Origin of the sequence: Sphingomonas trueperi (genome assembly GCF_040545965.1) — a bacterium.
Classification (GTDB): domain Bacteria; phylum Pseudomonadota; class Alphaproteobacteria; order Sphingomonadales; family Sphingomonadaceae; genus Sphingomonas; species Sphingomonas trueperi_C.
On record NZ_JBEPMV010000002.1, the window covers coordinates 759,912 to 776,052 of the forward strand.

Annotated in this window: 15 protein-coding genes; 8 read left to right on the forward strand and 7 right to left on the reverse strand. The window is 63.9% G+C overall.

Features of this window, described 5'->3' with window-relative positions; all coding sequences use genetic code 11:
* Positions 1 to 26: 26 nt before the first annotated feature.
* The 4 genes from cydB to ABIC35_RS07475 all read right to left on the reverse strand — a co-directional run bounded on the left by cydB (position 27) and on the right by ABIC35_RS07475 (position 5,138).
* Positions 27 to 1,013, reverse strand: a complete 987-nt coding sequence (gene cydB / locus ABIC35_RS07460) for a cytochrome d ubiquinol oxidase subunit II (protein WP_121077991.1) — start codon at positions 1,011 to 1,013, stop codon at positions 27 to 29.
* Positions 1,010 to 2,401, reverse strand: a complete 1,392-nt coding sequence (locus tag ABIC35_RS07465; RefSeq protein ID WP_220667366.1) for a cytochrome ubiquinol oxidase subunit I — start codon at positions 2,399 to 2,401, stop codon at positions 1,010 to 1,012. Before ABIC35_RS07465 ends, cydB begins: the two co-directional genes overlap by 4 nt.
* Positions 2,402 to 2,571: 170 nt before the next feature.
* On the reverse strand, positions 2,572 to 3,945 hold the full coding sequence (locus ABIC35_RS07470) for an aldehyde dehydrogenase family protein (RefSeq protein ID WP_121077995.1): 1,374 nt from the start codon (positions 3,943 to 3,945) through the stop codon (positions 2,572 to 2,574).
* A 167-nt stretch (positions 3,946 to 4,112) separates the two neighbouring features.
* A complete protein-coding gene (locus ABIC35_RS07475) occupies positions 4,113 to 5,138 on the reverse strand; it encodes a LysR family transcriptional regulator (protein ID WP_220667367.1) in 1,026 nt (341 codons plus the stop codon).
* A 167-nt stretch (positions 5,139 to 5,305) separates the two neighbouring features.
* Between ABIC35_RS07475 and ABIC35_RS07480 the strand changes: the two genes are divergently transcribed.
* The 3 genes from ABIC35_RS07480 (at position 5,306) to ABIC35_RS07490 (ending at position 8,944) form a co-directional block, all read left to right on the forward strand.
* Positions 5,306 to 5,908 carry a GlcG/HbpS family heme-binding protein gene (locus ABIC35_RS07480; RefSeq protein ID WP_354278375.1) on the forward strand — a complete coding sequence of 201 codons (603 nt, stop codon included), beginning with the start codon at positions 5,306 to 5,308 and terminating at the stop codon, positions 5,906 to 5,908.
* A 49-nt stretch (positions 5,909 to 5,957) separates the two neighbouring features.
* Complete coding sequence (locus tag ABIC35_RS07485) at positions 5,958 to 7,013, forward strand: NAD(P)-dependent alcohol dehydrogenase (protein WP_121077999.1); 1,056 nt, start codon at positions 5,958 to 5,960, stop codon at positions 7,011 to 7,013.
* Positions 7,014 to 7,246: 233 nt separating this feature from the next.
* Complete coding sequence (locus ABIC35_RS07490; RefSeq protein WP_121078001.1) at positions 7,247 to 8,944, forward strand: cation:proton antiporter domain-containing protein; 1,698 nt, start codon at positions 7,247 to 7,249, stop codon at positions 8,942 to 8,944.
* A gap of 16 nt (positions 8,945 to 8,960) precedes the next feature.
* Here ABIC35_RS07490 and ABIC35_RS07495 read toward each other — a convergent pair whose 3' ends face one another.
* Positions 8,961 to 9,626, reverse strand: a complete 666-nt coding sequence (locus ABIC35_RS07495; RefSeq protein ID WP_183049418.1) for a DUF2490 domain-containing protein — start codon at positions 9,624 to 9,626, stop codon at positions 8,961 to 8,963.
* A gap of 347 nt (positions 9,627 to 9,973) precedes the next feature.
* On the opposite strand from ABIC35_RS07495, the gene ABIC35_RS07500 reads away from it, so the two are divergent.
* Positions 9,974 to 11,662 carry an FAD-dependent oxidoreductase gene (locus tag ABIC35_RS07500; protein ID WP_121078005.1) on the forward strand — a complete coding sequence of 563 codons (1,689 nt, stop codon included), beginning with the start codon at positions 9,974 to 9,976 and terminating at the stop codon, positions 11,660 to 11,662.
* 71 nt (positions 11,663 to 11,733) lie between these two features.
* Here ABIC35_RS07500 and ABIC35_RS07505 read toward each other — a convergent pair whose 3' ends face one another.
* Positions 11,734 to 12,030 carry a putative quinol monooxygenase gene (locus ABIC35_RS07505; protein ID WP_121078007.1) on the reverse strand — a complete coding sequence of 99 codons (297 nt, stop codon included), beginning with the start codon at positions 12,028 to 12,030 and terminating at the stop codon, positions 11,734 to 11,736.
* Positions 12,015 to 12,662 carry an ATP-binding protein gene (locus ABIC35_RS07510; protein WP_354278376.1) on the reverse strand — a complete coding sequence of 216 codons (648 nt, stop codon included), beginning with the start codon at positions 12,660 to 12,662 and terminating at the stop codon, positions 12,015 to 12,017. Before ABIC35_RS07510 ends, ABIC35_RS07505 begins: the two co-directional genes overlap by 16 nt.
* A gap of 279 nt (positions 12,663 to 12,941) precedes the next feature.
* Between ABIC35_RS07510 and ABIC35_RS07515 the strand changes: the two genes are divergently transcribed.
* The 4 genes from ABIC35_RS07515 (at position 12,942) to ABIC35_RS07530 (ending at position 16,140) form a co-directional block, all read left to right on the forward strand.
* Complete coding sequence (locus ABIC35_RS07515) at positions 12,942 to 13,736, forward strand: type 1 glutamine amidotransferase domain-containing protein (RefSeq protein ID WP_121078011.1); 795 nt, start codon at positions 12,942 to 12,944, stop codon at positions 13,734 to 13,736.
* A gap of 110 nt (positions 13,737 to 13,846) precedes the next feature.
* Positions 13,847 to 14,608 carry an alpha/beta hydrolase gene (locus tag ABIC35_RS07520; protein WP_354278377.1) on the forward strand — a complete coding sequence of 254 codons (762 nt, stop codon included), beginning with the start codon at positions 13,847 to 13,849 and terminating at the stop codon, positions 14,606 to 14,608.
* A 91-nt stretch (positions 14,609 to 14,699) separates the two neighbouring features.
* Positions 14,700 to 15,119, forward strand: coding sequence for a GFA family protein (locus ABIC35_RS07525; RefSeq protein WP_121078015.1), 420 nt, complete (start codon positions 14,700 to 14,702; stop codon positions 15,117 to 15,119).
* A 112-nt stretch (positions 15,120 to 15,231) separates the two neighbouring features.
* Positions 15,232 to 16,140, forward strand: a complete 909-nt coding sequence (locus ABIC35_RS07530; RefSeq protein WP_121078017.1) for an MBL fold metallo-hydrolase — start codon at positions 15,232 to 15,234, stop codon at positions 16,138 to 16,140.
* The last annotated feature ends 1 nt before the right edge of the window (position 16,141 follow it).

A 16,141-nucleotide genomic window follows, 5' to 3' on the forward strand; every position in this document is an offset into this window, starting at 1 on the left:
AGGCGTCGTCTGCAGGACGGGCAGCGTCACTGCCCATGTCCGCCAGGCGCGACCTTGCCCTTGAAAAAGAAATAGACGACGCTGGTGTACACCAGAGTCAGCGGCAAGATCACGAGACCGCCTCCCCAGAACATGAAGGAAAGCGATGCGGCCGGTGCAGCGGCCTGGTACGTCGTGATCGCGAAGGGGATCATGTACGGATAGAAAGACAGGGCCAGTGTTCCCATCGCGGCCGCGAACAAAACTATCGCGGCGAAGAACGGCAAGATTTCCCGGCGCTCCCAGACGGCCCAGAGCATCACTGCACCGGCAGCCGCCCCCATGGCGGGAAACATGAACAGGATCGGCGCCTGCAGCCAGCGGTGCACCACCGACAGATGGTCGGTGAGTGCGATCGCGAAGACGATCGCCAGGAACAGTGCGAGCGCCGCCAGCAGTCGCGGGATCAGCCGAAATGCGAGATCCTGGACACGATGCTCGGTTTTGTAGGTCAGCCAACCGGCGCCGAGCAACGCGTATCCGATACACAGGCCAACGCCGCAAAAAAGCGCGAAAGGCGAGAACCAGCCGAACGTCCCGCCAACATACCGATCCCCCTCCATCGGCAGGCCGTGGACCAGTGCACCTACCGCGGCACCTTGCATGAAGGTCGCCACATAGGAGCCGACCACGAAACCCCTGTCCCAGAAAGCGCGAGACCAGGTCGACTGGGCGCGATACTCGAAGGAGACTCCCCGGAAGATCAGCGCGCAGAGCATGACGATAAGGGGAAGATGGAAGGCGGAAAGCAGAGTAGCATAGGCGAGCGGGAACATCCCGAACAAGATGGTGCCGGTGAGCACCAGCCACGTCTCATTGCCGTCCCAGACAGGAGCAATCGCTGCGATCACATGCCCTCGATCCGCGCGTTCGCTGGCAAGCGGCATCAGCATGCCCACGCCCAGATCGAAGCCGTCGAGCGTGACATAGAGGAAAATTGTGAGCGCGAGCGCCCCGGTCCAGAACTCGATCATTCTGCCGCCTCCATTGCCTCTACCGCAGCGATCGACAGGGGGCGTTTCGGGTTGGTGTCGCCCAGGATCGGTTCGGGCGCCGGAACGGGCCCGCGCTTCAAAAGCCGGTAGATGAACAGGATCCCGAACGCGAAGATGACGCTGTAGACCACGAAGAAGGTGGCGAGCGTCGCTGCCACCAGTTGCGGGGTAAGGAACGGCGTTGCAGCTTCGGACGTGCGGACGACGCCGTAGACGGTCCAGGGCTGCCTGCCCACTTCGGCCACGATCCAGCCTGTCAGCGTCGCGACGAAACCGACCGGGAACGAGAGAAATGTCAGCCACAGCAGCCATCGCTGCCGGTCGATCCGTTCCCGGTAGAGCTGCAGGCTTCCATACCAGGCCAGAAAGAGCATCAGCAGACCGCATCCGACCATTGCGCGAAACGCGAGGAACGGCAGCAGCACGGGCGGACGCTGCGCCCTCGGCCAGTTGGCGAGACCGACCTCCTTCGAATCTAAAGATGAGGCGGCGATCAGGCTTCCGAGATAGGGAACCTTGACCTCGAAGCGATTGCGCTCGTTCTCCTCGTCGGGCCAGGCGATCAGCACCTCCGCCGCAGGACGTTCGTCGTGCCAGCGCCCCTCGATCGCAGCGAACTTCGTCGGCTGCTTGTCGCGGGTATAATCCCCGACCAGATGCCCCAGGAACAACTGCAGCGGGACCAGCACCGCGGCAAGCGCCAGGGACATGCGCATCATCATCCGCGATTCCTCGAGAAAGGAACCGCGCAGCATGTGCCATGCGCCGGTTGCCGCGATGCAGAATGCGGAGGTCAGATAGGCGGCCAGCAACATGTGCGGCATGCGCACTATAAGGACGGGGCTGAAGAGGATCGCCCACCAGTCGGTCGGCACGAACACGCCATCGGGTGCGATGCGATACCCGGTCGGGAACTGCATCCAGCTGTTGTTGACCATGATCCAGAACGACGACATCGTCGTGCCGATCGCCACCATCACACACGAGAACAGGTAAAACCATCTCGGCACGAGGTTGCGGCCGAACAGGACGATGCCGAGAAAGCTCGCCTCGACCGCGAAGGCAGTGAAACTTTCATAGCCGAGCAGCGGGCCCTGGATCGGCCCCGTGCGCCGCGACAATTCGCTCCAGTTCGTGCCGAACTGAAACGCCATCACGATCCCCGATACGACGCCCATCGCAAAGGCGACCGCGAAGATCTGCAGCCAGAAGTCGAACAGCCGGCAATACACGGCCTTGCCGGTCACCAGCGATGTCGCTTCCAGAACGCAGAGCCAGGCGGCGAGGCCGATGGTGAAGGTCGGAAAGATGATATGGAACGAGACGGTGCTCGCAAATTGTATCCGGGAAAGTATCAGCGCGGTCATGTCCAAGATCAATCTCCCGAAACTGCTGCATTCGGCAGACCTGGCAGGAGCCGCCTCAGCGCGACAAGATAGCCGCGCATTGCGCTGGAGCAGCGTTAATTGAAGTAAATCCGCGCACTACTGTGTCAGCCGCGACAGGCGGACGAAACCATGCTCGCTCGCACGCCGCCTTAGTATTTGAAGACGATCATCTTCTCGGCGGTCATCTCCGCCATGGTGTAGGGAATGCCGCCCACGCCCAGCCCGGAAACCCGGCGGCCCGCAAAGGGCATCCAGTCTGCTCGGAACGCGGTGTGGTCGTTCACCATCACCGCGGACGCATCCAGCCGCTCCGCCGCGTCGAGGGCGACGGAAAGGTCGTTGGTGAAGATGCTGGACTGGAAGGACACGGGCAATGCGTTGGCCGAGTTGATCGCATCGTCGATCGCTCGATAGGGATAGATGCAGGTCAGCGGCCCGAACACTTCCAGCGTCGAAACCTTGGCGTCCTCAGGCGCAACCAGGATCGCCGGCTTCAGCGTCGTGTCGCTCAGCCGCCCGCCGCCGATCTGACGGGCGCCACCGGCGACCGCCTCCGCGATCCAGCTTTCCACCCGCGCCGCCTCCGCCGGCGTGATCAGCGGCCCTACCTCGGTTTCGGGCAGGCGCGGGTCCCCGACCCGGAGACGCTCGACTCTGGCAGCGAAGCGATCGACGAACGCCTGCTGGATGTCGGCATGGACATAGATGCGCTGGACCGAGACGCAGACCTGGCCCGCGTGATAATAGCCGCCCTTCGCGATCGGCTCGATGATCGCGTCGAGATCGACCTCCCGATCGATGATCAGCGGCGCGACGCCGCCATGCTCGAGCGCGCAGCGCACGCCCGGCGCGACCGTCGAGCGCAACTGCCAGCCAACCCGCGCCGACCCGATGAAGCTCAGGAATGCGATGCGCGGATCGGCGGTGAACTTTTCCAGCAGCGACCGGTCGGCAGGCAGGAACGTCTGCACCCAGCCCTCCGGCATGCCTGCCGCATGCACCAGCTTCACCAGCTCGAGGCAGCACAAAGGTGTCGGGCCCGCCGGCTTGATGATGACCGGACAGCCCGTGGCGATGGCCGGCGCGATCTGGTGGACGATTAGATTGAGCGGATGGTTGAAGGCGGAGATCGCGGCGACGACGCCGATCGGCTCCTCGACCGTCCAGGCGCGGCGGCGGTCGGTCGCGGGCGTGAGCCCCATCGGGATTTCGACGCCGCTCCGGGTCCGCAGCTGGTCGGCGGCGTTGCGAATGCCGTCGATGGCGCGATCGGTCTCGACCAGCGCGTCGCTATACGGCTTCCCCCCTTCGCGCGCGATCAACAGCGCAAAATCCTCTCGTTTCGCGGATACGAGCTCGCCAAGCATGCGCAGGATGGCGATCCGCCGATGCGGGGGAAGCCAGGATACACGGTCGCGATAGAGGCGTTCGGCAACAACGAATTTCGCCTCGAGGGCGGCTGCGTCATCTACGTCGAGATCGGCGATCTTTGCGCGGTCAAACGCCTGCACGACTTCCAGCATGTCCTTCTCCGGTTCAAGCAAGAGAGAAATTGGGTCGAGACGCCTGGCGGGGGGATGGTGGGCAATCGCCGGCGCCTCGACCCGCGACCGCGGGGGCCGCATTCGATTGGACTGCGAAGGTGATCGGATGGCCGCTCGGGCCCCGACGCTCGCCACGCGCAGCAACCCTATGCATTGCGCGCCCTTGCCGGCTGCACCGCGCCGGCCGCCATCCGACCAGGCAGCACCGCATCGGGTGCGACATTCTGCGGTTCGAGCCAACGAAGGATGGTGGCGGCCGGTCGCGCTGCCGTGGCTGCGGCTACGGCGCTGGGCCTGAACAACGCCCGATCCTGCGCGACCTCGGCTTCGATTGCCGACATCAGCGCTCGCACGCGCGGATATTGCGCGAGATCCTGGTGGACCGCGAGCCAGTAGCTGCGTTCGAAGATCGCCCGGTCCGGCAGCACCCGCTCCAGCCCCGATACCGTGCTCGCAACGAAACACGGCAAGGCCGCAAGCGCGTAGCCGCTTTTCACCGCGGCCAGCTGGACCGTGCTGCTGGTCGTGCGATATCTTGCGGGAACGGTTTCCTCGAAGGGAAGCATGTCCAACGCAGGCGAGGCCAGCAATTCCTTGATATAGCCGCACCAGGTCTCGCCCGCGAGATCGTCCATAGCGCCGGGGCGCGGGCGCGCTTCGAAATAGCTGCTGCCGGCGTAGATGCCGAACTCGACATCCGTCAGCTTCTTGTACCGGATATCGCCGGCGATGGGCCGATCGAGCGATACCAGCAGGTCCACTTCGCGGGCTGCGAGCGAGAAGCTGCGCGGGAGCGCCACCAGTTCGATCTCGATACCGGGATGGGCGGAGGTCAATGCCGCCATTCGCGGAGCCAGATAGTGGGCGCCGAAGTCCTCGGTGGTGCCGATCCGCACCGGGCCGACGATGCGCTCGCCTTCGTCGCGCAGGTTCAAAACATCGCGAACGACGATGGAATCGAGCCTCTCCGCGGCGCGAAGAAGCTTTTCGCCTTCGGACGTCAGCGAAAGACGCCTGCCCGCCCGATCGAAGAGGCGGACCCGCGTCTGTTCCTCAAGCCGCGATATCCGCCGGCTGATCGTTGTGTGGTCCATCCGCAGCGCGCCACTGGCTGCCAGCATGGTTCCGTCCCGCGCGACTTGCAGGAATATGCGGATGTCACTCCATTCCATCGGTCGTTCCACTCCTGATCGTGCGTTGGGGAGCGCCGGCAAGGCTGCTTCGCCGCCATCGACCGAGCCGTTGACGGGCCCAGTGGTTGTACCGTGAGCCAACGATTTCAGCGCGTTAATTGCGGTTAAGTCGTGGTGTGCGCCCATCGCACGGTCAGCATTTACCCATGGAACGCACGAAAAGAGCACGGCGCGAAATCCGCAATGGTTCCCTGGGGATTCCTGCACAAGCGCCTTTCGCGATCTCCAATTGTTCGAGCCGATATTCGCGCCAAACTTGGCAAAACAGCGAGGTTGGCATGCCACGATCAATGACGACATTGACACTGGACGACGCCAAACGGATGCTGCGTGCCGGCGAGCATGCCGCCGGAGAGACGGGCCTGGCCTACAATCTGGCGATCGTCGACGCGGGCGCCCATCTGGTCGCCTTCATCCGACAGGACGATGCACTGATCGGCAGCATCGATCTTGCCATCAGCAAGGCGGTGACCGCGCGGCTGTTCGACAAGCCGACCGCCCAACTCGCCGACCTCGCTCAGCCTCGGCAGCCCCTGTTCGGGATTCAGCAAAGCAATCACGGCGAGGTCGTGATCTTCGGCGGCGGCCTGCTCGTCCGGCTCGGTGACGAGATTGTCGGCGCAGTCGGCGCCAGCGCGGGCACGGTCGAGCAGGACGTCGCCGTGGCCCAGGCGATGATCGCCGCCTTCAATGGCGGCAGCTCCAGCCCTCACGACGCTCGGGAAGAGATGCGCCTGCGCACCGAATAAGCGCCCCAAATGCAGCGCAGTCGCCCACGCAACCAAGAGGAGTGCACCCATGAAAGCCGCAGTGATACGCGCATACAAGCAACCGCTCGTCTTCGAGGATGTCCCCGTCCCCGACATCCAGCCCGACGAGGTGCTGGTGAAGGTGGCAGCGTGCGGCATGTGCCGTTCGGACGTGCTGCTCGTCGACGGCTTCTTCCAGGGGTACGCCGATATCCCGCTACCGATCATCCCCGGACATGAGATCACCGGTACGATCGAGAGGATCGGCAGCGTGGTTCCCCGAAACGCGGGCATCGCGGAAGGCGACCATGTCGTGGTCTCGCCCGGCTGGGGCGATGGAATCTGCCGCCATTGCCAGGTCGGCAACACGCAGATTTGCCCCAATGTGCGCTGGCCGGGCTTCGGCACCTATGGAGGCTTCGCCGAATACATCCCTGTGCCCGCACGCTATGTGATCAAGGTCGCGCAGCACCTGAAATTCGAGGAACTCGCGCCGCTCACCGATGCCGGCCTCACCCCCTATCGCGCGCTGAAGAAAATCCGCGATGCGGGCGGCCTGGGCCCGGATCGGGTGGTCGGGGTGTTCGGCGTCGGCGGTCTGGGCGCCTATGCGGTCCAATATGCCAAGCTGCTGGGCGCCGGCGCGATCGTGGTCGCCTTTGCCCGGAGCCTCGACAAGCTGGAAATCGCCAAACGATACGGGGCAGACCATATCATCGCGGTGAAGGACAAGTCGGTCGAAGAGGTCGGCAAGGAGCTGGCGCAGGCGACCGGCCAGGCAAAGCTCGATGCGATCATGGACTGTGTCGGCGCGCCCGAGATGATGCAGATGGGTTTCCAGTTGCTGGGGATCGCCGGCCATTATGCCGATGTCGGCTTTGTCGGCGATCGCATCGACGTGCCGCTGTTCCCGCGCGTTTCGGGGGAGCAGGTCTTCCACGGATCGTTCTGGGGCAACAATGCCGATCTCAGCGAGGTCATGGCACTCGCGACCGAAGGCAAGATCCAGCACACAATCAAGACGATCGCCTTCGAGCAGATCAACGACTATCTGGATCTGATGCGCGAGAACAAGATTCTCGGGCGAGCGGTCGTCAAATTCTAGTCGCCGCACCGGTGCCTCGTCGGTCCAGTGCCGACGGGCATTGGTGCCTCAAGGTGCCTCCGGAATGCAATGTACCGGATTTAACCCGCTTTCACGACAGCTTGCGATAGCATTGCCGGCGCCGAGGGTCGCGGATTGACGCGCCCCGAGAGCATTGGCCGCGGAAAGCACAGGAATATGCAGTCAGTCCTGATGGTCGACGTCCTGCCGCATCGTTCCCCGGCGCGCTGAGCATGGAAGCCCCCATCCTCGCCGCAGTTCTGCCGATCATCCTGCTGCTCGCACTGGGCGTCGTCACGGTCATCCTCTCGCGCGCGGTGCGGCTTGGGCCGATTGTTGGATATCTGCTGCTCGGCGTTGGTCTGAACGTCTCCGGGCTGGTGCGATCCAACGAGGCGATCCGCATCCTGGCGGAACTCGGCGTCGTCTTCCTGCTGTTCGATGTCGGCCTGCATTTCTCCCCGCGGCATCTGCGCGAACAGATCGTCGCCGTGTTCGGCTTCGGCTCGGCGCAGATGCTGACCTGCACGCTGGGGCTCGGCCTGGCTGCGATGGCACTAGGGGTTCCGGCTGCACCGGCGTTCTTCGTCGGTGCGACGCTCGCGCTCTCCTCGACAGCGGTCGTCGCGCGGATCATCGCCGAGCGCCATCAGCAGACCTGTCCCGTCGGCATGACGGCGACCGGGATCCTGGTGTTTCAGGATCTGGCGGCGATCTTCCTCCTTATCATCGCCAGCGCCTTGTCCTCGGGCACCGCGCTGCTCCCCGCCCTGGCCCTGGCTCTAGCCAAGGCGACCGCGGCTTTCGGTGCCGCGATGTTCTGCGCATGGCTCCTGGTCCGGCCCTTGTTTGACCTGGTCGCACGGACCCGCAACGAGGAGGTCTTCACCGCCATGGCGCTCCTCGTGGCATTGTCCGCCGGCTGGGTCACCGGCATTCTCGGCCTGTCGCTTACGCTCGGCGCGTTCCTGGGCGGCATGATGCTCGCGGGCACACCCTATCAAGCCATTGTCGGATCGGAGATCAAACCGTTTCGTGGCCTGCTGCTGGGCTTCTTCTTCATCTCGCTCGGACTTTCGCTGTCGCTGTCGTTGCTCCATCGCTGGTGGCTGGTCATTCTCGCCGTCAGCGCCGGCCTGATCCTCGTCAAGATCGCGCTCAACGCATGCGCCAACCTGGCCTTCCGCTGGTCCGTTCCAGGCTCGCTGCAGCTGGGCTTCCTTCTTGCGCAGACCTCCGAATTCGCCCTGGTGATCTTCAGTCTTCCGCCGGTTCGGGAGATGGTCGGTGCCGATCGCTGCGACATCCTCATCGCCGCCGTCGTACTGAGCATCGGCGCGACGCCGCAGCTTGCGACGGTCGGGCGTTCGCTGGCGGGGCGTCTGCGACAGCGGAGCGGCCAACCCACGCACGAACTTGCGCCGCGAAATCTGGCAGGACCGGTGTTCATCGTCGGCATGGGGCCATGCGGGCGTATGCTGGCCGACGCCCTTACCGAATTCGACATCCGCTATGCCGCGATCGACAACAACCCGCAGCGCCTACGACGGGCCATCGCCGACGGCTATCGCGTTGCGTTCGGTGATTTGGCGGATCCAAGGATTTGGGAGCCGGTTGCGATGCAGGATCGCAAGATCAGTGTTCTCACCGCCCCCACCTTCGAACTCTCCAGCAGCATCACGCCCATCGCGCGGACCTATTATCCCGATCTCGTCCGGATCGCCGTGGTGGACAGCCCATCGCAAGCGGCACAATATGCGTCGATCGGCTTGGTACCGGTCGTTGACGCCGGGAAGGTTGCAGGCGTCGAGACCGCGGTTGCGGTCTTGTCCCGGCTGAACCTGGACGCGGAGCGCATCGCGGCGTGGAAGTCCCGGCAACGGGCCATCGAAGCCCAATCGTCGGAACGCCGCGATCCCGTCTCAGGTTGATGGGTTCGGCCGGGGCTCAGAAGCGCACGGTGGTGTACAGGGCAATCGCATGCCGCACCCTGTTCGCGCCATGGTCGAACTGGGTCTGGTTGAGATATCCCGGCTCTACCGCGATGGCTCGGCTGAGCGGCAGGTGCAGCCCGGCGAAGTTGATCATCAGACTTGGCCCTGGCTTTCCAGACCACGCCGTGTGGCGAAGCTCGTGAAAATATTCGTCCCAGAACACCAGGCGCAGACCATGGCTCAGCGGAACGTCGAGCCGCGTCAGTTGGCGCCAGCGGAACGACGTCCCCACCTCTCTTTGGCGCCACCGTTGCTCCATCTGGGTCCGCGCAGTGAACGCAAGCCCCCGCCGACCGATCGGTGCGTGGAAGTCGAATTCCTGCACCGCGCGATGTTCAACGAACCTGATGCCCGGCACCGGATCAATCTGCGTCCAGAGATAACCGCCCCCAAGCTTGATCCGGTTGTTTACCTCGGCGAGCACGATCGTGCGGACAAGTGTTCGCCCGACCCGCGAGAGATCATCAGTGACCTGAACCAGACCATCGATCCGTGTCTCGGCCCCCTCGCCCAGCTTCGTCGTGGCTGAGGTCGACGCCCAAAGCTGGAAGTCGCTGTGGCGATCGTGTGCGTGCGCTCGTGGCGGCCCACCGGGCTGTAGACCTGACGCGACAGCCATCGCAGCGATCGGAGCGCTTCCAAGAAGCCGGGCACGGATAGCCGTGGACCGAAGCAACACGCTCTTCAGAGGCGCAGCGCTTGAGGCTAAGGAGAACATTACGCGATTTCCGATGTAAGCTGGCGGTGCCGCGGCCATGGCCGTGCTGGCAAACCCTATCGGTCGCTCGCCGTGCGCGACATGCACAGAACTGCACGAGCGGATTGTGAAATGCGCTATTGTCTCGACGCGCACCCATTTGCGACCTTGGCTTCCAAGAACCACAGCCTCGGCGCCGTACGCGATGTGCCCCTTCAGGTGCGCGATGCAAAAGGACACGGACCCGGGCCGCCAATCAGGTGGGACGCATGCACAAAGATCGAAGGACGCCCGGCCTGCTCGACACGCGCCGGCACCAGATGTTCCCGACACTGGATATTGCGCAGGTCGACGTCGCCCGTCGCTTCGCCAGCGGCGCCGAGCGGCATTTCGAGCCCGGCGAGGTCCTGTACGCGATCGGCGAGCGGAATGTGCCAACCTGGCTCGTAACCGGCGGGAGCCTGGAGATCTGGCGACGACACGGTCTGGGCCAGGAAACCCAGGCCATCGTCTATGGCGCAGGCCAGTTCAGTGGCGAGGTCAACCAGCTATCGGGCGAACCGTCAATCTCCAGCGGTCGAGCTGGCGCGGGCGGGTGCACGGCGATCCCTTTCGATAACCTGCATCTACGTGCGCTGCTGATTGGCTCGGCGGAGCTTGGCGAGATCGTGATGCGCGCGCTGATTTTGCGGCGGACGGAACTGATCCTGGATTCCGGAGCGGGCACGATTCTCATCGGCGCACCAAACAGCGCCGACCTGCTTCGTCTACAGGGATTCCTCACCCGCAGTGGTTATCCTACCCTCGTCCTCGACGCTTCGATCGATGTGAAGGGTCGCGCATTGGTCGAGCAGATCGGCATCCCGCCGGCCGAACTGCCCCTGGTCGTGTGTCCGGATGGCACGATGCTGCGCAATCCCAGTGATGCGGAGATTTCGACCTGCCTCGGCATGATGCCCGCGTTGCGCAGCGCGCCATATGACGTTGCCATCGTCGGCGCTGGACCGGCGGGGCTGGCGGCGGCCGTCTATGCGGCTTCCGAGGGCCTTTCGGTCATCGTCCTCGAAGCGAGGTCCTATGGCGGCCAGGCCGGAGCATCTGCCCGGATCGAGAACTATCTCGGCTTTCCCACCGGCATCTCCGGACATGCCCTTGCCGCCCGTGCGCGGAACCAGGCGATCAAATTCGGCGCCGAAATCGCCGCGCCCTTGGCGGTCACGCGTCTGGATTGTACGCGGGAGCTTGCACGTCTGGAACTCGACGATGGGCGGCGGCTGACCGCGCATGCGGTGGTGGTCGCGTCCGGCGCCCGCTACCGCCGGCCCGACATCCCCGATCTCGAGGCCCATGCGGGCGTCGGCGTGTCCTATTGGGCGTCTCCGATCGAGGCGAAGATGTGCGCCAACCAGGACATCGCTTTGGTGGGCGGCGGCAATTCCGCGGGCCAGGCGATTGCCTATCTCTCGCCCCATGTGCGGCGGCTCCATCTGTTCGTCCGGCGCGATCTGTCGCAAACCATGTCGCGCTACCTTATCGAACGCATCGCTGCCCTACCGAATGTCGAGCTGCATATCGGCACCGAGATCCTCGGTCTCGAGGGATCTCCCCTCGTCGGGTTGCGATCGGTCAGGTTCCGGCGCCTGTCAGACGGGTCGATCGAGCAACTGGACCTGAACTATCTCTTTCTGTTCATCGGCGCCGATCCCAATTCCGAGTGGCTGCAGGGGTGCGTCGACACCGACGCGGCTGGCTTCATTTTGACGGGGAGTGGCAGCTTGCCGCTGGAGACGAGCAGGCCCGGCATTTTCGCGATTGGCGATGTTCGTGCGGGCTCGACAAAGCGCGTGGCGGCTGCGGTGGGTGAAGGCGCCGCGGTCGTGGCACAAATCCACACCATGCTGACCCGCCGAAAGGCACAACAAGCCGCCTCGTGCCGACGCTCGGACGCCCATGTCTGATATATGCGCGAACATGCCCGATGTTTGGAAATGGTGTGTGCACTTCAGGCCCTCCGCCCAAGCATTTCCCCTCAGGCCACGACCACGGGGTCGAGGCTGAATGCCTTGCGTTCGGCAAGCTGTACAATGGTTGCCAGATAGTGCTGGAAGTGCGGCGTCGCGCGATGCGCCTCGCGCGCTGCAGCGTCGATGTAGAGCTCGTCGAGGATGAAAACGCCCGGCTCGTCCTGATCCACCCACAGATCGTAGCGCAGGTTCCCAGGCTCCGCCCGGCTCGGCCCTATCAACTCTTCGAGCAACTTCTGCAAATCCGCTTCTTTGCCGGGATGGGCAGTCAGCACGCCGACGGTCTTTACATTGCTGGCCATCTTGCTTCCTCCTTGGGCTGTACCGGGGTTTCGGATAGCGGCACGTGCAATTCGATGCCGGTGCCTTGCTCGCACGCAAACGGGGCAAGCGTGATATTGGCGCGCCGGGCAAGCTCCTCAACGAGTGCGGTGCCGGTGCCGCGGTTCGCCTGATTGCGAGCGCTCCCGACGCCGTTGTCCTGAAGACGGCAGAGAACGACGTCGTCCGCGCTGCTGACTTCCACCTGCACCAACCCTCCCGGCTGGTTGAAGGCGTGACGCGCGGCGTTGGTCAGCAGTTCGGAGACGATCATGAGCAATGCCCAGCCGCGCTCTGCCTCCATGAACACTTCACAGGTTTGGAGCCGGATGAACGCACCTTGCTCGGCGAAACGCGCTTCCGCATGGTGATGGCAGAGCTCGCACAATCGGTTTCCAAGATCGATCGACGGCTGGCTCGGCGGCTGCAGCAAGCGCTGGATAGACGCCAGAGCATGCAGCCGCTGGGTCAATGCCGCGAGTCGCGGTCGCGCGAACGAAAGGCTTGCCGCGCGTGCCGCGAGATACACCTCTGCGTGCGCCACTGCGAAGTCATTCGCGGTACGATGCACGATCTCGGCAAGAAGCAGCCGGAGCGCGGACGCGTCCAGCAATGGTCCTCCCGTCTCACTGCAATTTTGAGCGGAAATTTCCACCGAACTGTCTCCATCGCGACTGCCGGACGATCTGCCCAAGGCGCACGCTCTCGTAGCGCAGTTATCTTCGAGGCATCAGTTAAGCCCGGTCAAATCTGGAGAAGCCAATGCAGTCGCGCTCCCCAAGACCCCTGCCCCTCCCTTAACACGACGTTACCGCAATTGACGCCTTCTGCCGCCGGGATGGGACTAGATAGATCCGGACTGCAACTTAGCCGCTTGGCGAGGGAGAATAGGATGAGTAAAGGTAGGGTCGTCGTCATCGGGTCCAATGCGAACCGCATTGAAACCAAGGGTGGCTATTGGGGCGAAACGGGCAACTACCTGAACGAAACGGTAGTTCCCATGCTGGCGCTCATCGATGCCGGCTACGAAACAGTTCTGGCAACGCCCGATGGGGTACCGCCGACAATCGACAAAGCTTCTGACTCGCCCGCGCATTTTGGAGGTGACCAGCAAGCCTATGAACGCGCGAAGGCTTTCTGGGCCAACGACCCGTCGATGAAGGGCCGCACGCTGCGCTCGATCCTCGATGAAGGCATCGAGGCGTATGACGGCGTCTTCATCCCCGGCGGTCAGGCGCCGATCGTGGATCTGATGCAGGATCAGGAACTGGGCGAGATCCTGCGCCATTTCCACGAACATCAGAAGCCGACGGCCATGCTCTGCCACGGCCCCATATCCTCGACCGCAGCGATGCCGTACGCTCGCGAGTTCCGCGCCGCGCTGATCGCCGGCGACGAGGCCAAGGCGAAGGAGTGGACCAAGGACTGGCAATATGCCGGCTACCGGATGACCGTGTTTCAGAAGTCCGAGGAGAAGGTGATCGAGGACACGATCCTCCACGCCAAGATCTATTTCGACATGCCCTATGCGCTCGGTCTGGCAGGCGCCATCGTCGATACCGGCCCGGACTTCGAGCCCTATGTCATCGAGGATCGCGAACTGATCACCGGCCAGAATCCGCGCTCGGACCATCCGATCGCCAAGGCCTTCATCGCCGCGCTGGATCGCAAGCTCGGCCACGGCTGACCTTCCACCGACCTCGGTGCAATGCCGAGGAAACCGCGTACGCTTCGGACTGGGACCCTGCGACGGTACCCAGCGACAACGTCCGCGCTCCCAATTCTGGAGTGACGTCAATGAAACATCTTATTGCAGGAGTACTCCTCGCCATGGCCACCGCCGCTTCCGCCACTGCTCAGCCGCGCGTGCCGAACAAGCCCGTCTCGATCGTGCTGGTGCATGGTGCGTTCGTCGATGCCTCGGGCTGGAAGTCGGTCTACGACATTCTGACCAAGGACGGATATGAAGTGCTGGTCGTCCAGAACCCGACCGTCACGCTCGACGGCGACGTCGCGGCCACCCGCCAGGTGATCGCGAAAGCGAGCAAGCCGGTCGTGCTGGTCGGCCACAGCTATGGCGGCGCGGTCATCACCGAAGCCGGCGCGGATCCCAAGGTGAAGAGCCTCGCCTATATCGCCGCGCTTGCGCCCGATGCGGGGGAATCGGTGTACGAACTGGCGACCCGGCCGGTGCCGGGCGAATCCGGCCCGCCGCTGCTGCCGCCGGAAGACGGGTTCATCATCGTCGATCCGGCCAAGTTTCCCGCGGCCTTCGCGGCGGATGTCGATATATCGATCACCGGCTTCATGGCGGTGGCGCAGGTCCCCTGGGGCCTGGCCGCGGTGCAGACCAAGCTGACCACCGCGGCGTGGCACGACAAGCCGGTCCGCTGGATGCTGACGACGCAGGACCACATGGTTTCGCCGACCACCCAACGCTTCATGGCGACCCGCGCCAAGGCCAAGCTGACCGAGATCAACAGCAGCCACGCCGTCATGCTGTCGCACCCCAAGGATGTTGCCGCCTTTATCGAAGCGGCTGCCACCAGCGCGAACTGACGCGCCCAGTCCGAGGGCAGCGCGCCACCACGCTGTCCTCGGATATCGGCGAGGTTCGAGCCTACAGATCGTTTAATCAAGGAGAGACGCCATGGCGACGCATCGTACAGGCCGTTGCGCCTGCGGTTCGGTGAACTTCGCGTTCGAGTTCGATCCCACCTTCATCGCGATCTGCCACTGCCTGGATTGCAAGAAGGCTTCCGGCGGCGAGGCCGCGACCTGGTTCGGCGTCCCCACCACCGCCTTCAAGATCACGGCGGGCGCCGACAAGATGAAGGGGTTCGTCTATGTCGCGGATTCCGGGAAGAAGCTCACCCGCAACTTCTGTACCGAATGCGGGGCGCGGCTCTACACGAGCGACCTGGAAGGCTTTCCGGAACTTACCTTCATCCAGATCGGCTCGCTTGATGACCCGAGCGGCATTCGGCCGGTTCTGGAGATGTTCGTAAAGCGCCGCTTGGATTGGCAGCAGCCGCTCGATTTGCCCCAATTTTCGGACATGCCGCACTGACTCGGCAGCGGCGCGGAGAGCGGCGATCGCGAGCCGACCCCGGCGGGCGCTGATTTGCTCGATCTTCGGCCGCGAGACGGTTGATCGAACAATATGATGAAGGAGACGGTAGATGGCCGACGCATCCGACTCGCCCAGAGCACTCGACCGTCGCCAGGCGATGACGCTGGCCGGCGCCACGATACTTGGCTCGGCGCTGTTTGCCGCACCGCTATCGATCGGTGCCGCCATCGCGCGCCCGGCGGCGAGCGCCAGCCTGACTCAGGTCCGCAATGCCACCTTGCGGATAGATTTCGGCGGCGTTCGCTTCCTGGTCGACCCCGTGCTGGCGGACAAGGACGCCTATCCCGGCTTCGAGGGGACAGCCAACAGCCAACGGCGCAACCCGCTGGTTCCGCTGCCCCTGCCACTGGCGTCCATCATCGACGTGGATGCCGTCATCGTGACGCACCTGCATCCCGATCATTGGGACGAGGTGGCGAAGGCCAAGCTGAACAAGGCGCTGCCCATCTTCGCGCAGAACGCCGGCGATGCCGGCCAACTCCGATCGGCAGGTTTTTCGGACGTGCGTCTTCTTACCGAGGACACCGATTTTCGCGGTGTGCGCTTGCACCGCACCGGCGGGCAGCATGGTACCGATGCGGACCTGAAGGCACTGCCGCAGATCCTCGGCCCGGTCAGCGGCTTCGTCCTGCGGCACCCCGCGCACAAAACGCTGTATGTCGCCGGCGACACGATCTGGAACCGCGAGGTCGAGCGCGCCATCGCCACTCACGCTCCGGACGTGATCGTCCTGAACACTGGCATGGCTACGGTGATCGGGCTGGATCCGATCATCATGGGTCCAACCGACGTTCTCGCCGTACATCGTGCTGCGCCCCATGCGATGCTGATCGCCAGCCACATGGAAGCCGTCAATCACTGCATTCTCAGTCGAGCTGATTTGCGCGCGTTTTCGAAAAGGGATGGGTACGAGCAGTACCTGCGCATTCCCGCCGATGGAGAAACGCTGACGATCTGAA

Coding starts and splice junctions, on each gene's coding strand:
- cydB (WP_121077991.1), bottom strand. CDS start 1,013: ATGATCGAGTTCTGGACCGGGGCGCTCGCGCTCACAATTTTCCTCTAT.
- ABIC35_RS07465 (WP_220667366.1), bottom strand. CDS start 2,401: ATGACCGCGCTGATACTTTCCCGGATACAATTTGCGAGCACCGTCTCG.
- ABIC35_RS07470 (WP_121077995.1), bottom strand. CDS start 3,945: ATGCTGGAAGTCGTGCAGGCGTTTGACCGCGCAAAGATCGCCGATCTC.
- ABIC35_RS07475 (WP_220667367.1), bottom strand. CDS start 5,138: ATGGAATGGAGTGACATCCGCATATTCCTGCAAGTCGCGCGGGACGGA.
- ABIC35_RS07480 (WP_354278375.1), top strand. CDS start 5,306: ATGGAACGCACGAAAAGAGCACGGCGCGAAATCCGCAATGGTTCCCTG.
- ABIC35_RS07485 (WP_121077999.1), top strand. CDS start 5,958: ATGAAAGCCGCAGTGATACGCGCATACAAGCAACCGCTCGTCTTCGAG.
- ABIC35_RS07490 (WP_121078001.1), top strand. CDS start 7,247: ATGGAAGCCCCCATCCTCGCCGCAGTTCTGCCGATCATCCTGCTGCTC.
- ABIC35_RS07495 (WP_183049418.1), bottom strand. CDS start 9,626: ATGGCTGTCGCGTCAGGTCTACAGCCCGGTGGGCCGCCACGAGCGCAC.
- ABIC35_RS07500 (WP_121078005.1), top strand. CDS start 9,974: ATGCACAAAGATCGAAGGACGCCCGGCCTGCTCGACACGCGCCGGCAC.
- ABIC35_RS07505 (WP_121078007.1), bottom strand. CDS start 12,030: ATGGCCAGCAATGTAAAGACCGTCGGCGTGCTGACTGCCCATCCCGGC.
- ABIC35_RS07515 (WP_121078011.1), top strand. CDS start 12,942: ATGAGTAAAGGTAGGGTCGTCGTCATCGGGTCCAATGCGAACCGCATT.
- ABIC35_RS07520 (WP_354278377.1), top strand. CDS start 13,847: ATGAAACATCTTATTGCAGGAGTACTCCTCGCCATGGCCACCGCCGCT.
- ABIC35_RS07525 (WP_121078015.1), top strand. CDS start 14,700: ATGGCGACGCATCGTACAGGCCGTTGCGCCTGCGGTTCGGTGAACTTC.
- ABIC35_RS07530 (WP_121078017.1), top strand. CDS start 15,232: ATGGCCGACGCATCCGACTCGCCCAGAGCACTCGACCGTCGCCAGGCG.